Consider the following 22,622-nt stretch of genomic DNA (forward strand, 5'->3'; position numbering starts at 1 on the left):
ACGTAAATAAAAAGCAACGAAAATGGCCAACATCACATTCATCACCCAGGCGGGAAAATCGCTGAAACTTGCAGCCGACTCCGGCTCCGTTATGGAGCTTGCCGTTAATAATAATGTACCCGGTATCGATGGTGATTGCGGAGGCGTCTGCTCCTGCGCTACCTGTCACGTACACGTCGCCCCTGAAGATTGGGAAAAAACCGGTGCTCCGGGAGACCTGGAAAAAGACATGCTGGAGTTCGACGATAACGTCAACGAATTTAGCCGACTGAGCTGTCAGATTTCCATTACGGAGGCATTGGACGGTATCACCCTTAAAGTTGCTAACTAATGGTGGACAGAACGGCTCATCAAACCTGCCTCATCATCGGGGCCAGCCATGCGGGCGTAAATGCAGCTTTCGCGCTAAGGAAGCAGGGCTGGAAGGGAAACATTAAGCTCTTTGACCGGGAGCCCGAATTACCCTATCATCGCCCTCCCCTCTCCAAGGTTTTTCTTTCCGGGGACACTGGTGTTGAAGACAGTCTCCTTAAAGGTATCAGCAGTTATGAATCGGAGAATATTGATCTTCAGACGGGAAGGTCTGTAACCGAAATCCTGCCGAAGGATAAAATTGTCCGTTTATCGGACGGAGAGACCTGCTCCTATGACCAGCTTCTACTCGCTACGGGTGCCAGCCCCCTGATGCCTCCGATTCCCGGCTTAAAAAGCAGCCACAAAATTTTCGGGCTACGGACGGCAGCGGACGCCCGTGGTATCCGAAACGCTTTTTTTGCCAGCTCCGGAAAAAGGGTTGTGGTAATCGGGGGAGGATATATCGGGTTAGAGGCCGCAGCCTCCTTACGCAAACTTGGGGGCAGGGTGACCGTTTTGGAAAGAGAAGAGCGGGTTTTAGCCAGGGTTACTTCTCCGGAGATGTCAGCTTTCTTTACGCGCTTACATACTGACAAAGGCGTTAGCATTGCTACCGGGCGGAACGTAACTGCCATCGAAATAAAAGGGAGTGAGCTTGAAGTATTCTGCGGAGACGGATCACGATACGCCGCAGATATGCTTATCGTCGGCGTTGGTGTGGTGGTCAACACTGCGTTAGCACAAATGGCCGGGTTGAAAATCTCCAACGGAATTGCGGTGAATGCCCGGATGCAGACTTCTGATCCGGACATTTACGCCATCGGAGACTGTACTTCCTTTTTTCACCCGCGCTATAAAAAAGAAATTCGCCTGGAATCGGTGCAAAATGCCGTGGACCAGGCCAAAGTTGCCGCAGCGAATATCTGCGGCATTCCAACGGAGTATGCTTCGCTTCCCTGGTTTTGGTCCGATCAGTTTGAGGTAAAGCTTCAGATGTGTGGCCTGGCATCGGGATACGATCGCTTGGTCGTTCGCCGGGAAGAAGGAGATGATCCACACCAGCATTCCTGTTGGTATTTCTCCGGCGACAAGCTGCTGGCGGTGGATGCCGTCAATCATGCCCGCGCTTACATGCTGGGCATGAAGTTGCTCAAAGAAGGCAAGCACCCGGCCCCGGAAAAACTAGAGGACCTCAGCCTGGCGTTGCACCCCAGGACGGTATTGGCTTAGCAACAGGCGCGAACGCAGGTGCTATGAAAGGTTAAACAGCAAAGCAGAAACAACTGCTATTCTTATCGTGAGGCAACTTAAATCTAAGCTTTCACTTTTTTCTGAAACCAAACGCCGCCCCAATCGTTCCTTCTGCATGGCAACAACTGATCACAACGTAATAAAGCCTTACGGCGAAGAAGACTCCAAGAAAGCTGAAGTTGGCAAGATGTTTGACAGCATCGCCCCGAACTACGACCTGCTCAACCGGGGCACCTCTCTGGGAGTGGATACGCTTTGGCGGGCCAAGATGATTAAACAGCTCGACTCCGCCGTGCATAAGAAGATTCTGGACGTAGCCACGGGCACCGCCGACGTTGCCATCCAGACCATAAAGCGGGCGAACGTAGACCACGTCACCGGGCTGGACCTGAGTGAGGGAATGTTGAAATACGGCCGAAAGAAGGTTTCAGCGGCGGGGCTGGATGATCGGATCACCCTGGTTCAGGGTGACAGTGAGGACCTTCCTTACGAGGATGATTCCTTCGATGCCGTCACCGTTTCTTTCGGCGTCCGCAACTTTGAAAACCTGGAAAAAGGCCTGGCAGAAATGCGTCGTGTACTTCGTCCGGGAGGAAAATTAGTGATTCTGGAGTTCAGCCGTATTACCTTTGCGCCCATTCGTTGGGGCTTTAATTTCTACTTCGGTAAAATTATGCCGCTAATCGGACGTTTACAGTCCAAAGATCCCCGAGCATACGCCTATCTCTTTGAGAGCGTCCAGGCATTCCCCAGTGGAAAAGCCTTCACGGACAAGCTTGACAAGCTGGGCTATAAACAGACTGAATGCAAAGCGTTAACTTTCGGAATTGCCTCCATTTATACGGCCGTGAAGTAATCCTCACCCTGCTGCTGGTGGTATTTCTTTGCACCTGCGGCCGCGCCCAATTCGTGGGCGGCAAGAACTACAATTTCCAGGATTTCCAGGCTAAACCTTTCTACTTTGGCCTCACCCTGGGCTTTAACTCCAGCCGGTACACCCCGTTTCGGAGTGAAGAATTTTTGTTCAGCGACACCATCGTGTCCGTCAAAAGTTTATCGGGCCCGGGCTTCAACCTGAACATGATTGCTAACCTGAAGATCGGTAAGTACTTCGACTTCCGCTTCCTTCCGGGCTTCAGCTTCGCCGAGCGCCGGCTGAACTACGAACAGCAAAACCGCGGCCGTTCCGACCTGCAGGAATCCGTCCAATCTGTTTTCGTAGAGCTTCCCTTTCACTTCCGCTATAAGTCGGCGCCTTACCACGACAAACGGCTTTTCCTCATTGCCGGGGTAAAGTATAGCTTCGATGTGGCCAGCGAGAGCCGCACCCGGCAGTCCGATAACCTGGTGCGGATTAGTCCGCACGATTTCCACGTCGAGTACGGCGCCGGAATGCAGTTCTTCTTTGATTATTTCATCTTCTCACCGGAGTTCAAGGTCAGTCAGGGTATCGGCAATACCCTGCTCTTCAACCCTAACCTACCGCAGAGTACGGTGCTGGATAAGGTATTGAGCCGAACGTTTACGATTTCGTTTCATATTGAGGGGTAGGATAGAGCCTTATTGGGGTTACCCCCCGCAGGCAGCCCCGAAGCGAAACCCAACTTGCGTTCCCAGGCTCTGCGAGCTGCCACAACGGGATCCAGTGAACGAAAACCCTAAAAGGCCAGTAGCCACGACCAGAAAACGCTTATTACACGACGTAGCGACGCATTCCTCTACGTACCGCCTCCAGCGTAAGTGCATACACAAAATGCCCGGCAAACTCATTGACAGCGTAAGCTGGCTTTACCTCCGTTGGCCAGGGCTCTAAATCTAGTGCCGGAACAACTGATCCGTGCGTCAGAGCATAAAACCCCAGCCCGAAGGGAGCGCCTAAACCACTCGTTATCTCTGGCACCACTTCACCGGAGACACCGTACAGAACGCCCGTACCAACACCAAAAGTAACGTGGATCCCCATGGAAGCCCGATCCTTTTCTTTATCGCTTAGCGTCCGTTCAGTGATGCGCTGCGCAATTATTGCCGGCGGCGTGTCTGTATCCTCATCACGAACGGGGAAGTAATCTTCCCAGACAGTTTTGGCGATGGTCGCTGCTACTCCGGCAACGAAACCACACAGGGCGCCTTTGAGTAAGTTTTCCGAAGTCATCTTATGCTTTTTCCTCTATAACCTGAAGAATAGCGGAAGATGTTCGTTTTGCCTACGCTTATAGTGCATTTCTCCTCACGACAGGGGAATTTGCCCCGCCTGATTCGTGTACTACTGTCCGTAAAGCGCTTCAAAACGCAAAAACATGAGTCATCCCTAATTTTCGGATTAGATGACGGTGTTTTCTGGCAAAAAATAGGATTTTTAGCGATCAGCGGACAGCATTCAGGCAAAACGGCTCTGAATGCTGTCCGCTGATCGCTTTTTTATACCGACCGAACCAGGTTCCATCCGAGAAAACACAGAAAAGGCTGCCCAAACTCCGGGATGAGCCATGTTTCATGGAATGTACAGGTCAAAACTTACCGCGCCTTAATAATCGGCACAAAGTTCTCCACACTCAGGCTGGCACCGCCCACCAGACCACCGTCTACGTCAGGCATACCAAATATTTCTTCCGCGTTGGCGGGCTTCACAGAACCGCCGTAGAGAATGGTCACATTAGCAGCAATCTCGCTGCCGAACTGATTGTCGATCATCCGGCGGATGTGCGCGTGCATATCCTGCGCTTGCTGCGGGCTGGCCGTAACGCCCGTGCCAATAGCCCAAACGGGTTCATAGGCAATAACCACTTCTTTAATTTGATCACGGGACAGGCTAAAGAGTGCTTCCTCAATCTGCTTACTCACCACCATTTCGTGGTTACCCGCTTCACGGACGTTGAGTTTTTCTCCACAACAATAAATCGGCTTAATGCCTGCAGCGAGGGCTTTCAATACCTTAGTATTGATGAGGGAGTCATCTTCATTAAAGTACTCTCTCCGCTCACTGTGGCCGAGAATAACGTAGTCGATTCCGGCGTCAGCCAGCATCGAAGCACTCAACTCTCCGGTGTAGGCTCCCTTATCTTCGTGGTGCATGTTCTGCGCAGCAACGAAATAGCCAGGGTTGGCAGCAGTAACCGCCTTAACCTGCATCAACTGAATGGCGGGTACACCAAAGACAACCTTTGTGGAGGGTGTTCCAGCGGCAGCAATCACGCCTTCGGCCAGTGCTTTACCTTCTGTGGGGGTAGTGTTCATTTTCCAGTTTCCGGCAACCATTGTTCGTGACATAGTACTGTAGTTTTGTAGTAATGTAGTTTTGTAGAGGCTACCGCACGTTGGAGGAACGATAACTAAAATCAGGGGTTCTTTCTTAAGGGGATATTTATGTAATCGCAATCAGGTAAGCAATAAGAAGCACCTCCAACGCAAGCACTACATTACTACAAAACTACCCGGCTACAATACTATTTTACTTCCGCTTCGCTTCGTTCCGTTCAATTTTATGTCCGGGCCGGCTCCACTTGATCCGGGTTTTCTCTCCGGGGGCACCGGGGTCTTCGGTTATGGCGGGTTTTTCGCCTTTAGCGTAGGGTGCCGTAGGGCGGAGGCCGAGCGCGTTGAACATTTCGAGGTCCTCGAAAGCTTCGGGGTTTGGAGTAGTGAGCAGTTTATCTCCCGCAAAGATAGAACCCGCCCCCGCCAGGAAGCAGAGGGCCTGGCCTTCGGGGCTCATCGTCGTACGGCCGGCGCTGAGACGAACCGTACAGTTGGGCATCACGATTCGGGTGACGGCGATCATGCGGACCATCTCGAAGATGTTCACCTGCTGCTGGTCTTCCAGCGGAGTGCCTTCCACGGCAACGAGTGCGTTGATGGGCACGGACTCTGGCTGGGGCGTCAGGCTGGCCAGGGTAAGGAGCATCTTCAGCCGATCGTCGATGCTTTCGCCCATACCAATGATACCGCCGGAACAGACCGTAAGGCCGGCTTTGCGGGCGTTACCGATGGTGTCCAGGCGGTCCTGGTAGCCACGGGTAGAGATCACTTCTTTGTAGTACTCTTCGGAAGAGTCCAGGTTATGGTTGTAGGCGTAGAGGCCGGCAGCGGCCAGGCGCTCCGCCTGATTGGGCGTCAACATGCCGAGAGTCGCGCAGACCTCCATATCGAGGCCATTGACGGTACGGACGAGATCCAGCACCTGCTCAAATTCTTCGTCATCGCGCACGTTACGCCAGGCAGCGCCCATGCAAAGGCGGCTCGAGCCCAGGCCTTTGGCGCGTTCGGCAGCGGTTTTCACCTGCTCTACGGTCATCAGGGCATTCTCCTCGATGTCCGTGTGATAACGGGCGGCCTGCGGGCAGTAGCCGCAGTCTTCCGGGCATCCACCAGTCTTGATGCTGAGCAGGCTGCTCATCTGCACTTCATTGGGGTCATGATGCTCCCGGTGCACGGAAGCAGCACGGAAGACGAGGTCCATCATCGGCTGTTGGTAGAGGTCACGAACCTCATCAAGGGTCCAGCGGCGGAGAATAGGGTCAGTCTTTACGGTCATACGGATCGTTTTTAGCGCTGGCAAATGTAGGGAATAGTGAAGGAATGAATGGGAGAATGAAGGAATGAGAAAATGTACTAACCATTATCTTCCCCGGGGCAAATGTTTTGTGGGCGCGAACGCAGGTGCAAGGGAAGGTTTTAGAGGGCAATGCTGAAAAAGTCAGCGTACGCTCATTGCTTTTCAACTTTCCACTGCACCTGCGCCAGCGCCCACCTACTCATGAATTCGCCCTTTAATTTTTCCGCCCTTAAGCGCCTGATCCAGCGTATCCGTTTTGGCGTATAGCACGGGGTCTGGCGAAAGGCGGTTCAGGTCCGGCTGTCCGGCGTCTACCCAACAAGTGTACCAGACACTACCGATGGACTTGATAGTTGCCCGGAAACGCTCCTCCACCATGCCCTGCATTTCCTTATCCCAGGCAGCAGCAAACTCTGCCGACTGCGTCTTGATCGTGCGGCCCAGCCGCTCATCAAAAACCATCTGCTGATCCGAAGGATAGGTATCGCGCAGGCGTTGCTCCGTGCGCAGGACACTGTCCACCAGACTGTGGCTCTTCAGAATAACGTCCCAGTAATACTCCCGGGGGTTCTCGATGTATTCTGCCTTCCCTACGAAGTAATCGTAGGTGTCATCCGCAAACAATTCCGGAATGCGGCTTTCCCAGAAAGCATGGATCCCCGTCTGCCCGGTCATCTGCCCGTTATAGTTTTCGGTCGTGTGTAAGGGTACGTGCGCATCGCCTACATAATGGCCCATCTCCGCGCAGAGGCGGAGGATTTTATCCGCATTCTCTTCAGCGAAGGCGTTCGTAATCCGCCGGTGCATTTGCTCCAGGTGGTAGGGCAAAATACCGTAGCCGCTGAAATTGTCGCGAACGGAAATTTTTCCGCCGCCCTCCGGCACGGGGAAGCCGACGGCCCGCAGACTGTCACTGCTCACCACCAGCTCATCCTCGTAATACACTGGCAGCACGTTCCTGATCCAGAAACTCCGGTAACTCCCCAACTGAACCTCCAGCGTTTTCCCGGCGCTACTGCGCAGAATCACCCGGCTGTCATTGTCGAAAAGATAGTCAGGGTCCGCCTGATTGATGGCATCTACCTTCCAGGTAACGGTGTCATTCGACGAATCGATAACCAGCAGATCGGCCTTCCAGAGCAGGGCATCCGTCCAGCGGCGCGGAACATGCTCAAAGTTTTCGCTTACTCCCCAGTGGTCAATATCGATGTAGTGGCGTACGGCCTCGTGTTTAGTGGCGTAGCGGCGTTTATCCGGGTCGACGGCATGGTCCGTGATCCACTCAATGTTGGCCCGAAAGAAGGGCATCATCTCCTGATCGAGCGTAAAAACGGCCAGGCGGTTAAGACGACGATGGCCGAAAAAGCCCCATTGCGGGTCTTCAGCAATCGTCCAGGCGCTAAAAGCAATGAGCGCCAGGAAAAGAGTAACAAAAAAGGTGGTGGTGAACCGCACGGCATTGTTTTTTGAAACCCCCTCCCCAACCCTTACCGTAATACTGCGGGATGAGGGAGTGGGAAAACGCTCCGCGTTTTAATTATCGAGATCGTTTAGTATACAGCCAGATCATTCGGTATTGGATGTAAACTTTCCAGCATTTAAAAAGAGTCATACCCCACCAGTAACGGCAGCGTTGTTTCTACGTTCAAAAGTACCCAATCCTCTCCGTTATTGATGTAGGCTTTAAAGGATTTTATGTCTCCGCTTGTGATCACTTCACCACTCTTAGGGTCGTTTTGGTAGGTGACTTCCTGGTATTGGGGATACAACTCCATCACTTTCTCATCTTCCCCTTCTTCTTTAAGGGTGATGATGGCGAAGGGGAGTTTTTCTTTAGCTTCCTCCATCCCCTTTTCGTCCTCGTTCTGGTAACGGTTTACATAGTATTTTTCGTAGCGGGCCAAAATCCCTTCTGCGACACCACGAGCGATATCCCTACCTGTTTGCTCCGATTCATAAAAGGGTTTTAGCTGGTATTGACTTCCTTGCTTTTCCAAAAGGAAGCTTTTATTCCGGATGGTAGGATATTCGATGCTGAAACGTTCTACCCGGTCGGGGTCTATCCGAAAATAGACCTTATCCCTCCAGTCATCGTCCCAAAGATTGAAGCGAGCCCGAATATTTCCGGTCCAGCCCGTCATTTGCACGATGTAAGGGTTTTCGCTTCCCTCCATGATCGCAAAAGTGCCCATTTCATCGTTGGTGGAGCCCCCGATGTAGTAGCCACGCAATTTCTTACCGGCTTCGTCGAAGAGCTGGACGAGTATGCCCTCCGTTGCCAGGTTTTTCACCATGTTAGGCACGGCTTTACTGGTTGGCAGCGACTGAATGTCTATCTTCTGCAAGGTCGTCATCATATTCTTCATGATGTTCTCATTAGCCGGGCGGCCATCTACCAGCCAACCGGTAACTCCTCCCCGGGTAAAGGTGGCGGTATGCTCTTTCCGGTCAGCGATGAAGATCCGGTGCACCTCGTCAATATTTGAATAACCGAACTGCCGGTCGTTGCCCCGCTCGCTCACTTTTTCAGGTGCAGCGCCTGCGGTGGTAGCGTACCAGGCAATGCCCCCCAAAAGCAGCACGGCCAGTAAAAGAATAAGGGTACGATTCATGGGTATAACTTTAGTTCAGAAGCGCGAAATTGAGGCTAATTATGCAGAGCCCGGCCATTCGACGGCAATATTTTCGGGTTGGGTCGGCTTGCTTACCCCTTCTGTGCATACCGGCGCCGGCGGAGCCAGTTAAACAACAGCCCGAAAATGGCCAGTAGAACCATCGGAACCAAAAGGTTAATGGTTCGCCATTTGTTAGCCTCAGCAATGGCTGCTTCCTTGTCGATCAATCGCAGCTTCACGTCCTTGCCCCTTGCGGCAATCACTCCGTCGGGGTTCATGAGGTACTCGATAGCGTTGAGCATAAGCGCCTTATTGGCGTACTGAAATTTCTCCCAGGGGTTAATGCCTAAGGCCCGGTAGCCCTGGCTGCTAACGCCGTTGGCCAATACATCCCCATCAGCAATAATGATCATGCTGGTGGGCGCAGATTTCCCTTTAAAGTCCATCCCTTGTGCCCGAAGACTCTGTTCGTTCTCCCGGCTCAGTCGGTTAGCATAGGGGCTGGTAAAGCTCCCCTCCAACAGGTAAGCTAAGGGCAAATTGCTTTCATTGAAACGATCCAGGTCCATCTCATATTTCTGGGCGTCCAGGTCAATGGGAGACGGTAGTCGTTGCCGACGGGAGCGGTTACTGGTCGACAGCAGGAGTGTTTTCTTGACCGAAGGGTCTTCGTCGTTAACCGTTTCGATAACGGAAGGGAAACGCAAGTCTACGGGGTCCAGATTTTTAATGATGGGATGATCTCCCTCCGGTACTGCCATCACGTGATAAGGAAAGGGCACCATTGAAATATTCGGTTTCCCTCCGGTACTACCCGTTACGATTCCGATACGGGTACTGACCAGGTCAAGTGCCAAAACGGGATCGAGCCGAAAACCGTATTTGAAGAACATGTCTTCCAGTCCGAGTTCTCTGGCCTGGGGGTAGAACTCATTTCTGCCCTGAAGAGAATCATAGTCCATCCCTACAGCATCAATGGCCCAGAGCACCTTACCACCGTTCATTACGTATTGATCGAGTTTGAAGGCATCAAAGTCCGAGAATGGCTTCGTCGGCTTCGCAACGATGAGCAGTTTTACATCCTGTGGAATGGTAGCGAAACTATCCAGATCAATGGGCCCGAGGTCATAGTCCTCCCGCAGACTGCGGACCAAATCAACGGTGTTAGGCCCGGGCAGTTCTCCGTGCCCCAGGGTAAAGCCGATGAGTGGTTTATCGTTATTGGTTAGTCCTTCAATAGCACGGCTGAAGTTATACTCTAACAAAGCTTCCGCCTGATTTACCTGCCGCTCTTCGCTGACGTTAGGCAGCGCATTGCCGAGGAAAGGAACGACGCGGGTACGGTTGCCGTAGTAGACAATTGCGTAGGGATAAATGGCATTGACCGAACGCTCGGCAGCGCTGGCGGCGGAGAACACCGTGACGGGCGTAATGCCAAGATCTTCCTGCAGTTGCTTCTGCCGTTCCTGTATTTGTTCCGCGCTACCGCCGGAGAGCGGGTCAGCAAATTCCCATTCCAATTTTGGAGAATAACCGGAAAAATCGACCAATAATTCCTCCACCTTATCCTTTAGCCGCTGGTAATTGGCGGGGAGATCTCCGTCCAGCAATACCCGAACGAAGATGGGCTCTTCAATGGACCGCAATTGTTCTGCCGTATTTTCCGTGAGGGTAAACCGCTTATCCTCCGTAAGGTCCCACGCGCCGTAAAGTGATGTGCCACCAATGCGAGTGTTAGCCAACACATTGATGATGATCAACAGCGCTACAGCGAGTAGCAATTGGATCAGCGATTGGGTACGGTTTTTACGTTCGAGTTCAGCCATAATTCTGGAAAGAGAACGCGAAGATAGGGCGTTGGGGTATTTTTGGTGGGGGGAATTTGGTAGCGTGCCCGAGCGAGCGCAAGCTTCACGCAGGGACGCTCGAAGGTCCCGCAATACTGCGGGACGCTTAAAGGTCCAACGGATAGTGGCAGGTAAACCTCGAAGCGTCTTGGAAGGACCTTCGAGCGTTTGCTCTTTTCCGACTTTGCAATTGCCCTGGGTAGCGTGCCAGGGCAAACCCAATTCCGGCATAAAAGCCGGAGAACCAGTCTAGCGCCTCACCAATTCCATCTTGAGCCAGCGAGCCCGGCTGAATTCTTCCCCATCGGTGCCCACGATCCCCTGCACTACAATCTCGTTTCCAGCTTTAATTTTGACGTTCCTGATTCGAAAGTTGAAAGCTTCGCCAGCCTCCCAGGGCTCCGTACTCAGGGGCAGCTTCTTTTTACCAACTGTTTTATCATTGACGAGAATTTCGAAGGCAGACTGTCCGTCACTTTCCCCAATGCCGTAAAAGACAATATCGTAGCGCCCGCTTTGCCCGAGAAAACGATGAGCAATGGCGCCCGTCTTTTTCAAGTTGGGGTTGAGCGCCAACAGCGGCATACCGGTGAAATTATCCAGATAAAAATCGCTGTCTTCGTAAGGGAAATCTTTGGACATCAGTGTGGTGATCGTTCCAGCAGGATCTTGAGGTCCGGTCGTGGTGGTCGCACAGGCGGACAAAAGCACAGCTAGAGATAACAGAAGAAGGAAGCGCATTACAAAGACAATTTCGGTGGTAGATAAAGGGCTAATTTACTGCCTCAGAGAGAGATTGCCGAATTGGATGTTCATTGGCTACTAATTGGCTCTTCGGGGGCTTACTTTCAAACAAATGTCAATTTGTAAGAGACTATGTCACTGGTACCATTCATCAGTGATAGTAACAGACGAAGAACTAAACCTTGTTGCCAGATCAAATTTAGTGCAACTGCTGTGATCAACACGATAGCCTTTAGTCCCGATAGGGACGGGCCAGCTCCTTAGCGAGGTACGCAAGAGCGGCGAAGCCAGCGATGGCGTGCCTCGCAAACAAGCTATGTAATACTTGATTTTCCCGAAAGCAAAGCCCACCTCTAGTAGAAAAATTATTCCCGATCCAAAAGACGATTCCCTTACCTTAGCCCAATGCCACAGCCCCTCATCACCGTTCTGAGTGCGCACCGCCATCCGCGACTTCGTTACACGCTTAAAGAGCTTGGACGAGACCTTGGCTACCAGTTTCAATTGATGACAGACCGGGAAAAGTGGACAGCATCATCGGCTGACGCAAAAGTGGTGTATGGTGAGGCGAAAAAGGGAGAAACAGCCTGGCCGGCGCATCCGGTTTTGCAGGGCGCGGACGCGGGTGCAAAGGATTTGACCGTTGACAGCAAGGAAGGAACACCCCGTTTCTTCGCCAGCGGCGAAGGCCATGACCTCCTGGCCTGCATTTTCTTTGCACTCTCCCGCTACGAGGAATACCAGGCCTTTACCCCTGACCATCATGGCCGCTTCCCGGCCAGCGAAAGCCACGCCCAACAGCATGGCTACCTGGAGCGCCCCGTCGTGCGGGAATGGGCAACGCTATTGGCGGACTCTTTGCGGAGAGACTTCCCCACCCTGCCGCCGCCTAAGCGGCGGCCCTTCACCTTCCAACCCACCTACGACATCGACATCCTCTGGGCCTGGCAACACCGCGGCCTGCGGGGAATCGGCGCAGGAATCAAGGATTTTTTCAGCGGCCGGTTCGGCCGGGCCTGGAGAAGATTCACCGCTCCGAAGGAGCAGGACCCTTTCCAAACCCTTGCCTATATCCGGTCTTTGCACCCGCGTACGCGCCCTCAAATTTTCTGGCTGCTATCCAACGGACAAGACCGCCGCGATACAAACCCCTACCCCATACCTCCCGCTCAGGAGGCTTTAATTCAGGAACTCGCCGAGCAATCTACCATCGGTATTCATCCCAGCTATCACAGTAGTGACCGCCCTGAACTCATCCGGGAAGAAATTGCCCGACTGAAAGGCATCATCGGCCGAAATCCACTGCACTCCCGCCAGCATTTTCTGCGCTTTCGCATTCCCCAAACCTACCGGGAGCTGCAACGCTCCGCCATCACTAATGATCACAGCATGGGGTACGCCGATGCCGTTGGATGGCGCGCGGGCACTAACCTGCCTTTCCACTGGTACGATCTCGAGCGGGAAAGCATGACCGGCCTGCTCGTCCATCCCTTCGCCGCCATGGACGGTACCCTTAAAGATTATCTCCAGCTCTCCGTTCCGGAAGCCCTGAGAAAAGTGGAGACTCTCGCTGAAGATGTTCGCCCCTTCGGAGGGGTTTTTCCGCTCCTGTGGCACAACAGCAGTTTTTCCGACGATTATGGTTGGGCCGGCTGGCGGGAAATGTATGAGGAGTGCGTAAAATTCCTGGGGGATGGAGCGATTATCTCCGGCTGAGGGGCTCCGCCCAGAACGGCCAAGGGAGCGCAGTGACTTTGGCCGTGTGACGCATGATATTACTTTAGCTACCGCTGTTACGCGCTCCGGGAGCCTGCGGCCCCGTTCGCGTTCGGGGCACAGCCCCTCAACCAGAGATCACCTACAGCAAAGGCTGTAAGGTATCCAGCGAGGTCTGGGTCAACTGCGCATAAAATTCTTCCGTAAACGCTGAGCTGCCATGGTCTTCCAGAAACTTTTTCTGCTCAGGAGACAGGCCAACCGGGTTGGTATCGATACTGCCGGGATAAGGGTTCGCCGGCGTGCGGTCCAGGGGCGGGCAGAACTCCACGGAGACGGCGCCATCGTAGCCAATTTCTTTGAGCACACCGATGATGGCCGCCCAGTCCAGGCTCCCCATGCCGGGGGCCATGCGGTTGTTATCGGCGACGTGGAAGCCGTGGAGACGATCAGCACTTCGGCGCAAAGCGGCGGCCCAGTCCGCTTCCTCCAAATTCATGTGGAAGATGTCCAGGCAAACTCCGCAGTTCTCCCCCGTGGCTTCTGCTAATGCATAAGCCTGATCCGCCCGGTTGACGAAGTAGGTCTCGAAGCGGTTGATGGGTTCAATCCCCAGCAAAACGCCCGCTTTTTCCGCATGAGCATATATCTCCTGCATACTGGCGACTGCCCATTTCCACTCCTCCTCCGGACGGCCGTCCGGGACGATCTTACCCACCGTGCCCGGCACGACGGAGACCATGTGTCCATCCAGTTCTTTCACCATATCGACGAGGCTTTTGACGTAGGTGACGGAGTTAGCCCGTTCGTCCGGATCAGCAGAGAGCAGGTTCAAACCGTCTTCCATCAGGGTCACACTACCCCAGCACTTGAGGCCATAATCTTTGAGTTGCTGCCGTACTACTTTGGTATCGTAGAGCTGGGGAGCGCCCATGATTTCAATGGAGCCGTAGCCCATGGAGGAGATGCGACGGAGGGTAGTTTCGAGGGGCTCGGCCCGCATCCAGTTGTGAATGGAAAGGTGCATGAGGAAGGGAGTGAATGAGGGAATGAGAGAATGAGAGAATGAGGGAATGAGAGAATGGGAGAATGAGGGAATGAGGAAATGAGAGAATGACAGGTTCACAGGTTCTTTGAGCGGTAGGTCTTCTAGCCCAGCGCCGCCCCATTAAACAAGTAATGTCGATCAATCGCCTGCCCGTTCAGAACAGCCATGGTATTGCGGACAGAAATTAAGCAAATTTCGCGGTAGGTATTGGCCGTAAGGCTGGCGGCGTGGGGAGTTACCAGTACGTTGGGCAGTGCCAGTAAGGCAGCCCGCGCTTCGCCATCAAGGCCGAGAACGTCCGATGCGTAGCCGCCGATCGCTCCGCTTTGCAGTCCGGAAAGGAGGGCTGTTTCGTCGATGATCTCAGCGCGGGCGGTGTTAATGATCGACGCGCCGGGGCGCAGGTGAGCGAGGGCTTCAGCATTAAGTAACTGTCGGGTGGTGGCCCGGAGCGGCAGGTGGACGGAGATGATGTCACACTCCGCCAGCAGGTCGGGTAGCTGTCGGGCATCCTTGCCGTCCAACTTTGCCGGCACCTGCGGGTGCGCCATGTGCAAGACTTGCATACCAAAAGCCAGCGCCAGGTTTTTCACCCGCTGACCAATGTTGCCAAAGCCCATGATGCCGAGGGTCTTGCCGCGAATCTCATCGCCGCTAAAGGAGGTTCGGAAGGCCCAGTTACCCGCCTTTACGGCGGTGGCGGCGGCGAAGGTCTGCCGTTGCAGGCTCAGCATCAGGTTCAGGGTATGCTCGGCTACGGTGTCGGCATTGCTGCCGGGGGCGTTGATCACCTGGACGCCACGTTTGGTGGCGTGTTTTACGTCGACATTGTCCAAACCGACACCACAGCGGGCAATGACCCGAAGGTTAAAACAAAGATCGATCAGCTCAGCGGAGACATCACCTTTACCCCGGGTCACGATGGCGTGAATGTCGTTAGCACGAGCCAGCTTCGGGCCGGAGCCTGGTGTCTCTGCCATCAGCAAGGTCGCAGACGCCTCGAGCAAGTCATGTGCCTCGGGCGCAATGGTTTCGAGTAAAAGGATATTCATAGTTGCTTATTCACCGGTGTATAAGGTAGCATTCTCTGCCTTATATCCCCGGAAGTCGTTGCGGCCGGAAACATAGAGCCCTTCCTGGTAGAGTTCATCTTCAAAAATAGCCGGGTCGATGGAATCGGCGTCTTCGGGGCGGGAAACGAATTCGACCAGGTTACCGGAGGGATCCCGCACGAATAGTTGCATGACGCCTTTCTGCAGCTGCCGGACCTTACCCCAGGGCTTGATGTCAATGATGCCTAGCTCTTTCATCCGGTAAAAGACTTCGTTGAAGTTATCCACCGTAATGCACAAGTGGCCACGAAATGATTGCTCATCCTCCCATTCGGAGAGGTGAAGCTGTTGTCCGTTCGGGAATTTGAAAAAGGCCGTGGGATAGTCAAAAACGAAGGCAGGGACGGCTTCTAATCCTACTTCTTCCTCATAGAACTTCGCCGCCGTTTCCAGCTGATCAACGATAAGAGTGACGTGGTTGATTTCGGGCATGATCAAGATTTGGAGTAAGATAGGAAGGCGCGGGCGCAGGTGCAAGCTTATCGAGGGGTGCGAAGTGCAAGGGAGGCTCTTTGAAAAGAGTCGAGAAAATTAGAATTTCTATTATTGGGCGGTGGGTTGACAGGGTAAGGAGAGAGACCGTGAAACTTGCACAAAGTGTACAGACCCAACTAACACATTGTATTTTTTAATATTTAACACAACACTGTCACTCACGCATTGTGTTGTTACCAACTACCTACGCACCTCAAACTTAACAAGCACAAGCCTTCCAGCTCTAAAAGCCTTGCGTAATGGCCAATATCATGCGATCTTGAGTTGACGTAATTGACAAAAATATAGCGCAACAAAGTCACTTATCCACGGTTCATGCTGCGTATACCAAGGCAATCGCAAGCTCTCCGCCGAGACGCTCAAAGGTCGCTCCGCGACGCTTTGAGGTCCCTTAAGCGAGGTAAAGCGGACCTCGAAGCGTCCTGGAAGGACCTTCGAGCGTCCGCGTTACCCGAGCTTGCGATTGTCCTACTGCGCATACTCCCCCACAAAATCCCAATCCGGCGTCACCCCCAAGCCCGGTCTGGTGGGTGCTTCGATGTGACCATCTACCGCCACTATTTTTTCGTTCACCAGATCATACATCATCGGGTTGCCGCCGGAGGAGAATTCGATGATGGCCGCAGAGGAACTGGCGAAGGCTACTGCCACCCCCGCCATAAAACTGAAGGCCGAGCCCCAGCAATGCGGGGCCAGCTCCAACTGGTAGGCTTCGGCCAGCCCGGCGACCCGCCGGGCCTCGGTAATCCCGCCAATGATGGCGCAATCGGGCTGGACGACGTCTACGGCCCGGTGCTCAATGAGTTCGCGTACGTTGAAGCGGGTGAACTCGCTCTCCCCCGCCGCAATGGGGGTACAGGTGGAGGCGCGGACTTCCGCCGTACCGATTTTGTTATCCGGAGAGATGGGTTCTTCGAACCAGTAGAGATGGCTATCCTCTACACCCCGGCAAAACTGCTTTGCCTCCGGCACACTGTAGGTACCATGGGCATCGGCCATAATCTTCACCTCAGGGCCAAGGGCCTCGCGGGCGGCGCGGACACGGGCCACGGAGTTGGCCACCGTCTCATCCATCACCCCAACGCGCATTTTCACCGCCTTAAAACCTTTGGAGCAGTAGCCGAGGAGTTGCTCTCCGATATTATCCGCGTCCGCCCAACCGCCACTGGCGTAGGCTTCCATCCGTGGGCGAAGGGCTCCGCCCAGCAGCTGCACGACGGGCACGTTGAGGTCTTTGCCCAACAGATCCCACAAAGCCATATCGACGCCGCTCATGGCGGCGACGTGAATACCCCGGTTACCGAGTACGGGAAAGACTCGTCCGCGTTTGATGGCGTAGTGATCGCGGGTTCCGTTATACATCCGCTCCCAGAGTTCGTTGATGTTGCGGGCGTCACGACCGACCAACATGGGAGCCAGCTCCTTCTCTACGCAGGTAACAATGGAAGAACAGCTGCCGGAGGAACCTACGGCGGCTTTACCCTCTCCAAAACCCTGGCGGCCGTCTTCGGTAGTGACAACAACGAGGGTCATATCAAAATCCGTAAGCAATCCGTAATCCGACCGGTGCTGTTTGGCCTTAGGAATGGGGCAGGAAAGCCAGTAGGCTTCAACTTTGGCGATTATCATGGATGCTAAGGTTTTGTTAAACGCGGAATTTACGGATTTGAGCTGCAACCACGCCTAGCGACTTCAGTCATTATGACGAATAATAGCTTCCCTGCCTGAATTCAACGGACAAATTATGAAACACCTCTCCTTATTCTGTTTATTCCTGATTTCGCTTTCGGGATACGCCCAAACCTTCCTGACCGGAACCATCATTGACGCGAAGAACGGGCAAGCCATCCCCTACGTCAATGTAGGCCTGGTGGGCAAAAACACGGGTACGGTATCCAACGACAATGGCACTTTCGACTTACGCGTCTCTGCGCGAGATGAGAATGCTGAAATCCGGGTATCTATTCTCGGCTATCAGAGTCAATCCTTCACGGTTAAACAGCTCGAGGCCAAACTGGAAGAGAACGCTGCACTCAGGCTTCAGGCCCAGGCCTACAACCTTGATGAGATTGTTGTCGTTCCGAAATTCACAAAAACGAAAAGGTTCGGAAACCGGGCTGTATCCACTAACCTTAATGACGGTTTTGCCGGCGACAAACTCGGGCGTGAAGGAGGCATCGTAGTGAAATTAAAAGAGCGGTACCGCCCGGCAGTTGTCACTAACTTCAGCACTTACATCGTCAAAAACACCTACGATGAAATAACCTTCCGCCTCAACTTTTATACCGTAAAGAATGGACTGCCCGACAAGCCGCTCCCCCGGGAAAGCATCATCATTAGCAGCAAGATCGAGAAGGGCGTACTCAGTGTAGACCTGGAGGAATATGGCATTGTTGTGGAAGATGACTTCGCCGTCACCCTGGAATGGATCAAGGATTTCGGTGAATACGGCAGCCTTCTGTTCGCTATGCGGCTCTTCACCGGGCCAACCTGTGTATACCGCTATACCAGTCAGGCCAGGTGGGATGCCTACACCGGAATCATCAGTCCCAGCCCCTGCATGAACGTTACGGTTGGGTATAAGTGAGGTAACCCACCAAAAGGGATTCACTTCGTGGCTGCTGCGCGGTAGAATGATAGAATGATAGAATTTTAGAATGAGGCCGGGGGAGCTGGATTCCTAGGATGAAAAACAGGATTTTTAGGATTAGAAACAGATTTGTTATCCCTCTCTGTGGACCTCCGTAAAATACCTCTCTGTACCTCTGTGGTAAAAACATCTCCCGTCGCGAAGCGACCAAAATCTGTGGTCCTCTGTGTAAATCTGTGGTTAAAAAAGACGCTGCGAAGAAGCCTCTCCTCGGCTCTGGAAAGAAAACCATGCCCCATCCAAAAGGGATTAGAATGAAAGAATTTTAGAATGAGGCAGGGGGAGTTGGATTCCTAGGACAACAACCAGGATTCTTAGGATTAGAAACAGATTCGTTGTCCCCCTCTGTGAACCTCCGTGAAATACCTCTCTGTACCTCTGTGGTAAAAACATCTCCCGTCGCGAAGCGACCAAAATCTGTGGTCCTCTGTGTAAATCTGTGGTTAAAAAATAACCGCTGCGAAGCAGCCTCTCCTCTACTGCGGAAAGAAAAACATAATCCACCAAAAGAGATTAGAATGAAAGAATTTTAGAATGAGGCCGGGGGAGCTGGATTCCTAGGATAACAACCAGGATTCTTAGGATTAGAAACAGATTCGTTGTCCCCCTCTGTGAACCTCCGTGAAATACCTCTGTGCACCTCTGTGGTTAAAAAATATCTCCCGTCGCGAAACGGCCAAAATCTGTGGTTAAAAAGCCGCTGCGAAGCAGCCCCTCCTACTCCCAATCCAAAGCCCCGCTCCCCAGCACAAACTCCCCAAAGTTCTTCCCCCAAACCTGATAGGTCAGTCCGGAAGGATGCACCCCATCGCTGAAGAAGGCCGTGGGGTCTTCGTCCAGGTTCAGTTCTTTGGCCCAGGGCTTAAGGCGAATGATTTCATCATTAAAAACGACCGTCGGGTACTTTTTTGTCAGCTTACGAATCTCCTTGCCATGCCACTCCACCAGATTACCGATCGTCCATTTTATGAGAGGCGTAAAAGCAGGAAATTCTTTAATGGGCGGGATGTTGGCAAAAGCAATCGGCGTACCCGGAAAACGCGCCTGCAGGAAGGCAATCATGTAAGCTACGTCTTTCCGGAAGTTCCAGGGCTGGGTCAGCTTAAAAGCATCATTTCCTGCGGTTCCAATGACGATCAGGTCGGCCGCTGTTTCCGTAATTTGGGGCAAGACCTCTTCATTGAGCCGGGCTGCCGTATAGCCGCTGCGGGCATATATTTTCCAACGCACGCTGCTCTTTAGTTCTTCGGCCAGCACCTGCGCCAGCGCCGCCGTAAAACCTTCCTCTTGTGTTTCCACCCCAACGCCCGCAAAAGTACTTTCCCCGATGGCCAGTAGCCGAAAGGGCTTCCCCTCCCCCGTTACTCCCTGCGGCCCGGTTGCATCCGGTAGTTTAGGAACAGATGCCAGAATTTTCTGCCCGTGCCAATACATGATGGGAAGCGTAGGAATCGCCGCCATAAGCCCCAACAGGTATCGTATGTACATTATTTCGAATTTAGTAGTTCCAGAGAAACATAATAAGCGCCCCGGGTCACCCCTTGTTCATCCGTGATCCAGGTTTGTAAGTCCTGCGGGCCTTTCAGCAGGTAAACCACCTTCGAAATGGCCTCCGCTCCGGGAGCTACTTCCAATTTTAAGACTTTCTCTCCAACCTTAAGCACGGCATTTTGAGGGTTAATCGTTACGCCCTCTTTATACCCATCTCCGCCCGGAACGGCCGGCATTGAAGGCACCGTTGCCGCAAACTGGCGCGCCACTCCGGGCGGCCACCGGTACAGATTAATGAGGTATTCGCCCGCTTCCGCTACGTCAATGGCCCAGTAGCCGTTGTGGACCTGCCCGGCCCGCACGAGGTTTTGGTTCCAGGGGGAGCCCGTTTCCGTATGCCAGTCGTGTGCCGTAATCAGCGCCGGATTTTCGGCCGGGTGCCCCACGATTATTCGACTCATCATTGCGCTGTCAATGGCCACCTGACGCCACCAGTCTTCATAGGCTTCGTTCAGTTTCCCCGCCAGTTCAGGCTGCGTACTGATCAGGTTTTCCCGCTGCCCCGGATCATCCTTCAGCTTATACAATTCTTTACCGTTAATCAGTCGCCAGTCCTGCATCATCACGCAGCTTCGCTTTCCTTTTTCCAGAAGTTCCTCACGTTGAGTGTCTACTACGACGATGCGATCATTAAGTTCCGGCTGCTCCCCGTTTTGAATGAGAGGCAGCAGGCTCTGCCCGTCTAACGGATAATCTACTTCCAGCGGGTGACCCACTATATCCAACAGTGTGGGCAAAATATCGGTGTAGGTCGTCAGCTCATCGTGAGCGACGGGCGATGGCCCGCCTTTAGGGAAACGCAGAAATAAAGGCACCCGGTGTCCGCCTTCATATTCATCCACTTTTCGGCCGCGCATACCGGCGTTGTAGCCTTTAGTGACGTGCCGGTCCTTTCCGAGGTTTGCTCCGGAAGAGGTGCCATTGTCGGTCATGAACACGATCAGGGTATTGTCTTCGATGTCTAAATCACGGAGTTGAGCCCGCAGTCGCCCGATATTATCGTCCACGTTGGCAATCATACCACAAAACCGGGGGTTGGGTATCTCCGTATTATCACGGTAGGGATCAACGTATTTATCGGCAATGTGATAGGGCCCGTGTGGGGTATTAGTTACGATATAGGTGAAAAAGGGCTCCCCTTTTTCTACTTTTTCCTTCATGAAATCACCGGCTTCTTCAAACCACACATCGGTGCAGTAACCTTCGTATTTTTTGGGCACTCCGTTATGGAAGTAGGTATCGTCAAAGTAGTCGTTCCCCCAGGCGTCAGGGGTTTGCCCGACACCACCGCCACCGTGGATGAGCACTTCGTCAAAGCCCCGGTCCTGCGGCCGAAAGGGATAATTGTCCCCCAGGTGCCATTTGCCAAAAATGCCGGTCGCATAGCCAGCGGATTGCAACTCTGAAGCCAGGGTGGTGAACCGGCTGGCCAGCAGGGAACGGCCGCCAATGGTGTGCCAGGCACCGGCCCGGTTGCAGTTGACGCCCGACATCAAACCCGCCCGGGTAGGCGCACAAGTGGTGGCCACATGAAAATTAGTGAAGCGTACGCTTTCGTCATGCAGCGCATCCATCTCTGGTGTGTTGAGCCAGGGGTTTCCGTGAGCTGCGATATCTCCGTAGCCCTGATCGTCCGTCATGATCAAGACGATATTCATCGGTTGATCTGAGGCTTTGTCAGAAGAAGAAGAAGAAGAAGAAGAAGAAGGAGGAGTCGAGCAGGCAGCCAGACAAAGTGCCAGTAATAAAGCGGGGATTGATCTCATGCCCGAAATATAGCGTCCGGAAAAATAAGCGGCGCTGACGCAGGTGCAAAGAATGTTGTGAGAAGCAAAGTTTGAACCATTACTGGCAGCGACTCTCTGACGGGATCATCCCCTCATGGCCTCCCCCAATTTTTTCATGTACTGAGCGCTGGTCTCCTTCAGGTATATGCCTAAAGATATGGCGGTTTTATCCAGCAGGTTAACGTCAAAGAAAACGTAGTCAAAGCCATGCTGTCGCCCGCTGGTGGCCTCCTCCCGTTGGCGAATCAGCAGCTGAAGCTCTGCATCACTGATATTATTCTTTCCGCCCACATTTACGTACCCACGAATCCGGCGTTCGGTGTCTTCCAGACCCTTTTTCAGGATCTGCAGACTGTTGGTGGCCTCGGCCAAAATCTTCCGCTGCAGGTTAATTCCATCCACGGCACGCTTTTTTTCGGCAGCAATTACCTGATCGGTTTTCTCTACGGAATAGTAGTGCTCATCGATGTCCCGGTTGAACTGCTTTACCGTTGCCAGGTGGAGATCTGCCAGCTCGCGCATCGGCTGAATAATGGTTCTGAATTTGGTTAATTGCAGTTCGTGATACTGCTTCTCTCCGGAGAGAGTCCCTCTTTGGTGAGGATCATCCACTTCAAGAAAAAGGCGGGTGAGCTTCCCTTTCACTTCATGATCAACCACCCGAAGTTCGCTTAGTAATCTTGAAAAAGTGAGGGCTTTTTCATTGAAGGCAGCGACGGAACCCAGCACTTCGTCCAGGGCTTCCGGGCCGTCATCCTGAAAGCGAGGATCGTTCAGGTCAACGGGTTCGTACTGCGGCGTAGCCGCAGCGGGAGGAGGTGTTTCCTCCCGCTGCGGTGTTTTTTCCGGCTCATCGTTGCTCAGTATGTCGTCGTAGGGGTTGGGCATAGTGGCAAGTTA

Annotated in this window: 20 protein-coding genes; 6 read left to right on the top strand and 14 right to left on the bottom strand. The window is 53.2% G+C overall.

All coding sequences use genetic code 11. The features are described 5' to 3' along the window. The first annotated feature begins 22 nt into the window (after positions 1-22). The 4 genes from BM123_RS00390 to porT all read left to right on the top strand — a co-directional run bounded on the left by BM123_RS00390 (position 23) and on the right by porT (position 3,156). Positions 23-331 (top strand): 2Fe-2S iron-sulfur cluster-binding protein, encoded by a 309-nt coding sequence (locus BM123_RS00390; RefSeq protein WP_090164829.1) that lies wholly within the window; start codon positions 23-25, stop codon positions 329-331. After that, positions 331-1,584 (top strand): NAD(P)/FAD-dependent oxidoreductase, encoded by a 1,254-nt coding sequence (locus BM123_RS00395; RefSeq protein ID WP_090164830.1) that lies wholly within the window; start codon positions 331-333, stop codon positions 1,582-1,584. The genes BM123_RS00390 and BM123_RS00395 overlap by 1 nt, the downstream gene beginning before the upstream one ends. A gap of 136 nt (positions 1,585-1,720) precedes the next feature. Next, positions 1,721-2,461 (top strand): bifunctional demethylmenaquinone methyltransferase/2-methoxy-6-polyprenyl-1,4-benzoquinol methylase UbiE, encoded by a 741-nt coding sequence (gene ubiE, locus BM123_RS00400; protein ID WP_090164831.1) that lies wholly within the window; start codon positions 1,721-1,723, stop codon positions 2,459-2,461. Further along, positions 2,410-3,156: a type IX secretion/gliding motility protein PorT/SprT gene (gene porT / locus BM123_RS00405; protein ID WP_090165175.1), complete on the top strand. Its 747-nt coding sequence runs from the start codon at positions 2,410-2,412 to the stop codon at positions 3,154-3,156. The genes ubiE and porT overlap by 52 nt, the downstream gene beginning before the upstream one ends. A 142-nt stretch (positions 3,157-3,298) precedes the next feature. Here porT and BM123_RS00410 read toward each other — a convergent pair whose 3' ends face one another. From BM123_RS00410 to BM123_RS00440, 7 genes are all read right to left on the bottom strand, one after another. Beyond that, positions 3,299-3,757, bottom strand: a complete 459-nt coding sequence (locus BM123_RS00410; protein WP_090164832.1) for a DUF1440 domain-containing protein — start codon at positions 3,755-3,757, stop codon at positions 3,299-3,301. A gap of 362 nt (positions 3,758-4,119) precedes the next feature. Beyond that, entirely contained in the window at positions 4,120-4,872 is a 753-nt protein-coding gene (gene tpiA, locus BM123_RS00415; protein ID WP_090164833.1) for a triose-phosphate isomerase, read from the bottom strand. A gap of 181 nt (positions 4,873-5,053) precedes the next feature. Further along, positions 5,054-6,136, bottom strand: coding sequence for a biotin synthase BioB (bioB, locus tag BM123_RS00420; protein WP_090164834.1), 1,083 nt, complete (start codon positions 6,134-6,136; stop codon positions 5,054-5,056). A 216-nt stretch (positions 6,137-6,352) separates the two neighbouring features. Then, positions 6,353-7,612, bottom strand: a complete 1,260-nt coding sequence (locus BM123_RS00425) for a zinc dependent phospholipase C family protein (RefSeq protein ID WP_245748365.1) — start codon at positions 7,610-7,612, stop codon at positions 6,353-6,355. A 143-nt stretch (positions 7,613-7,755) separates the two neighbouring features. Further along, positions 7,756-8,769 (bottom strand): DUF4340 domain-containing protein, encoded by a 1,014-nt coding sequence (locus BM123_RS00430; RefSeq protein ID WP_090164835.1) that lies wholly within the window; start codon positions 8,767-8,769, stop codon positions 7,756-7,758. 92 nt (positions 8,770-8,861) lie between these two features. Next, positions 8,862-10,598, bottom strand: coding sequence for a gliding motility-associated ABC transporter substrate-binding protein GldG (gldG, locus tag BM123_RS00435; RefSeq protein WP_175489200.1), 1,737 nt, complete (start codon positions 10,596-10,598; stop codon positions 8,862-8,864). A 270-nt stretch (positions 10,599-10,868) separates the two neighbouring features. Continuing rightward, positions 10,869-11,261 (bottom strand): hypothetical protein, encoded by a 393-nt coding sequence (locus BM123_RS00440; RefSeq protein WP_090164837.1) that lies wholly within the window; start codon positions 11,259-11,261, stop codon positions 10,869-10,871. A 507-nt stretch (positions 11,262-11,768) separates the two neighbouring features. Here BM123_RS00440 and BM123_RS00445 point away from each other — a divergent pair. Continuing rightward, entirely contained in the window at positions 11,769-13,079 is a 1,311-nt protein-coding gene (locus BM123_RS00445; RefSeq protein ID WP_090164838.1) for a polysaccharide deacetylase family protein, read from the top strand. Between the two features lie 142 nt (positions 13,080-13,221). On the opposite strand, the gene BM123_RS00450 is transcribed toward BM123_RS00445, so the two are convergent. The 4 genes from BM123_RS00450 to BM123_RS00465 form a co-directional block, all read right to left on the bottom strand. Continuing rightward, positions 13,222-14,106 carry a sugar phosphate isomerase/epimerase family protein gene (locus BM123_RS00450; protein WP_175489201.1) on the bottom strand — a complete coding sequence of 295 codons (885 nt, stop codon included), beginning with the start codon at positions 14,104-14,106 and terminating at the stop codon, positions 13,222-13,224. A gap of 122 nt (positions 14,107-14,228) precedes the next feature. Beyond that, the gene (locus BM123_RS00455; RefSeq protein WP_090164839.1) at positions 14,229-15,179 is read right to left on the bottom strand and encodes an NAD(P)-dependent oxidoreductase; all 951 of its coding nucleotides are present in this window, start codon (positions 15,177-15,179) and stop codon (positions 14,229-14,231) included. Between the two features lie 6 nt (positions 15,180-15,185). Then, positions 15,186-15,671 carry a VOC family protein gene (locus tag BM123_RS00460; protein WP_090164840.1) on the bottom strand — a complete coding sequence of 162 codons (486 nt, stop codon included), beginning with the start codon at positions 15,669-15,671 and terminating at the stop codon, positions 15,186-15,188. Positions 15,672-16,202: 531 nt separating this feature from the next. Continuing rightward, entirely contained in the window at positions 16,203-17,363 is a 1,161-nt protein-coding gene (locus tag BM123_RS00465; protein ID WP_090164841.1) for a mandelate racemase/muconate lactonizing enzyme family protein, read from the bottom strand. A 115-nt stretch (positions 17,364-17,478) separates the two neighbouring features. Between BM123_RS00465 and BM123_RS00470 the strand changes: the two genes are divergently transcribed. Then, positions 17,479-18,321, top strand: coding sequence for a carboxypeptidase-like regulatory domain-containing protein (locus tag BM123_RS00470; RefSeq protein ID WP_090164842.1), 843 nt, complete (start codon positions 17,479-17,481; stop codon positions 18,319-18,321). Between the two features lie 780 nt (positions 18,322-19,101). Here the strand turns inward: BM123_RS00470 and BM123_RS00475 are convergent. The 3 genes from BM123_RS00475 to BM123_RS00485 form a co-directional block, all read right to left on the bottom strand. Beyond that, the gene (locus tag BM123_RS00475) at positions 19,102-19,872 is read right to left on the bottom strand and encodes an SGNH/GDSL hydrolase family protein (RefSeq protein WP_090164843.1); all 771 of its coding nucleotides are present in this window, start codon (positions 19,870-19,872) and stop codon (positions 19,102-19,104) included. Continuing rightward, on the bottom strand, positions 19,872-21,701 hold the full coding sequence (locus BM123_RS00480; protein ID WP_090164844.1) for an arylsulfatase: 1,830 nt from the start codon (positions 21,699-21,701) through the stop codon (positions 19,872-19,874). Before BM123_RS00480 ends, BM123_RS00475 begins: the two co-directional genes overlap by 1 nt. Positions 21,702-21,806: 105 nt before the next feature. Next, complete coding sequence (locus BM123_RS00485; protein ID WP_090164845.1) at positions 21,807-22,610, bottom strand: hypothetical protein; 804 nt, start codon at positions 22,608-22,610, stop codon at positions 21,807-21,809. Between the last annotated feature and the right edge of the window lie 12 nt (positions 22,611-22,622).

The organism is Neolewinella agarilytica (genome assembly GCF_900110645.1).
Taxonomy (GTDB): domain Bacteria; phylum Bacteroidota; class Bacteroidia; order Chitinophagales; family Saprospiraceae; genus Neolewinella; species Neolewinella agarilytica.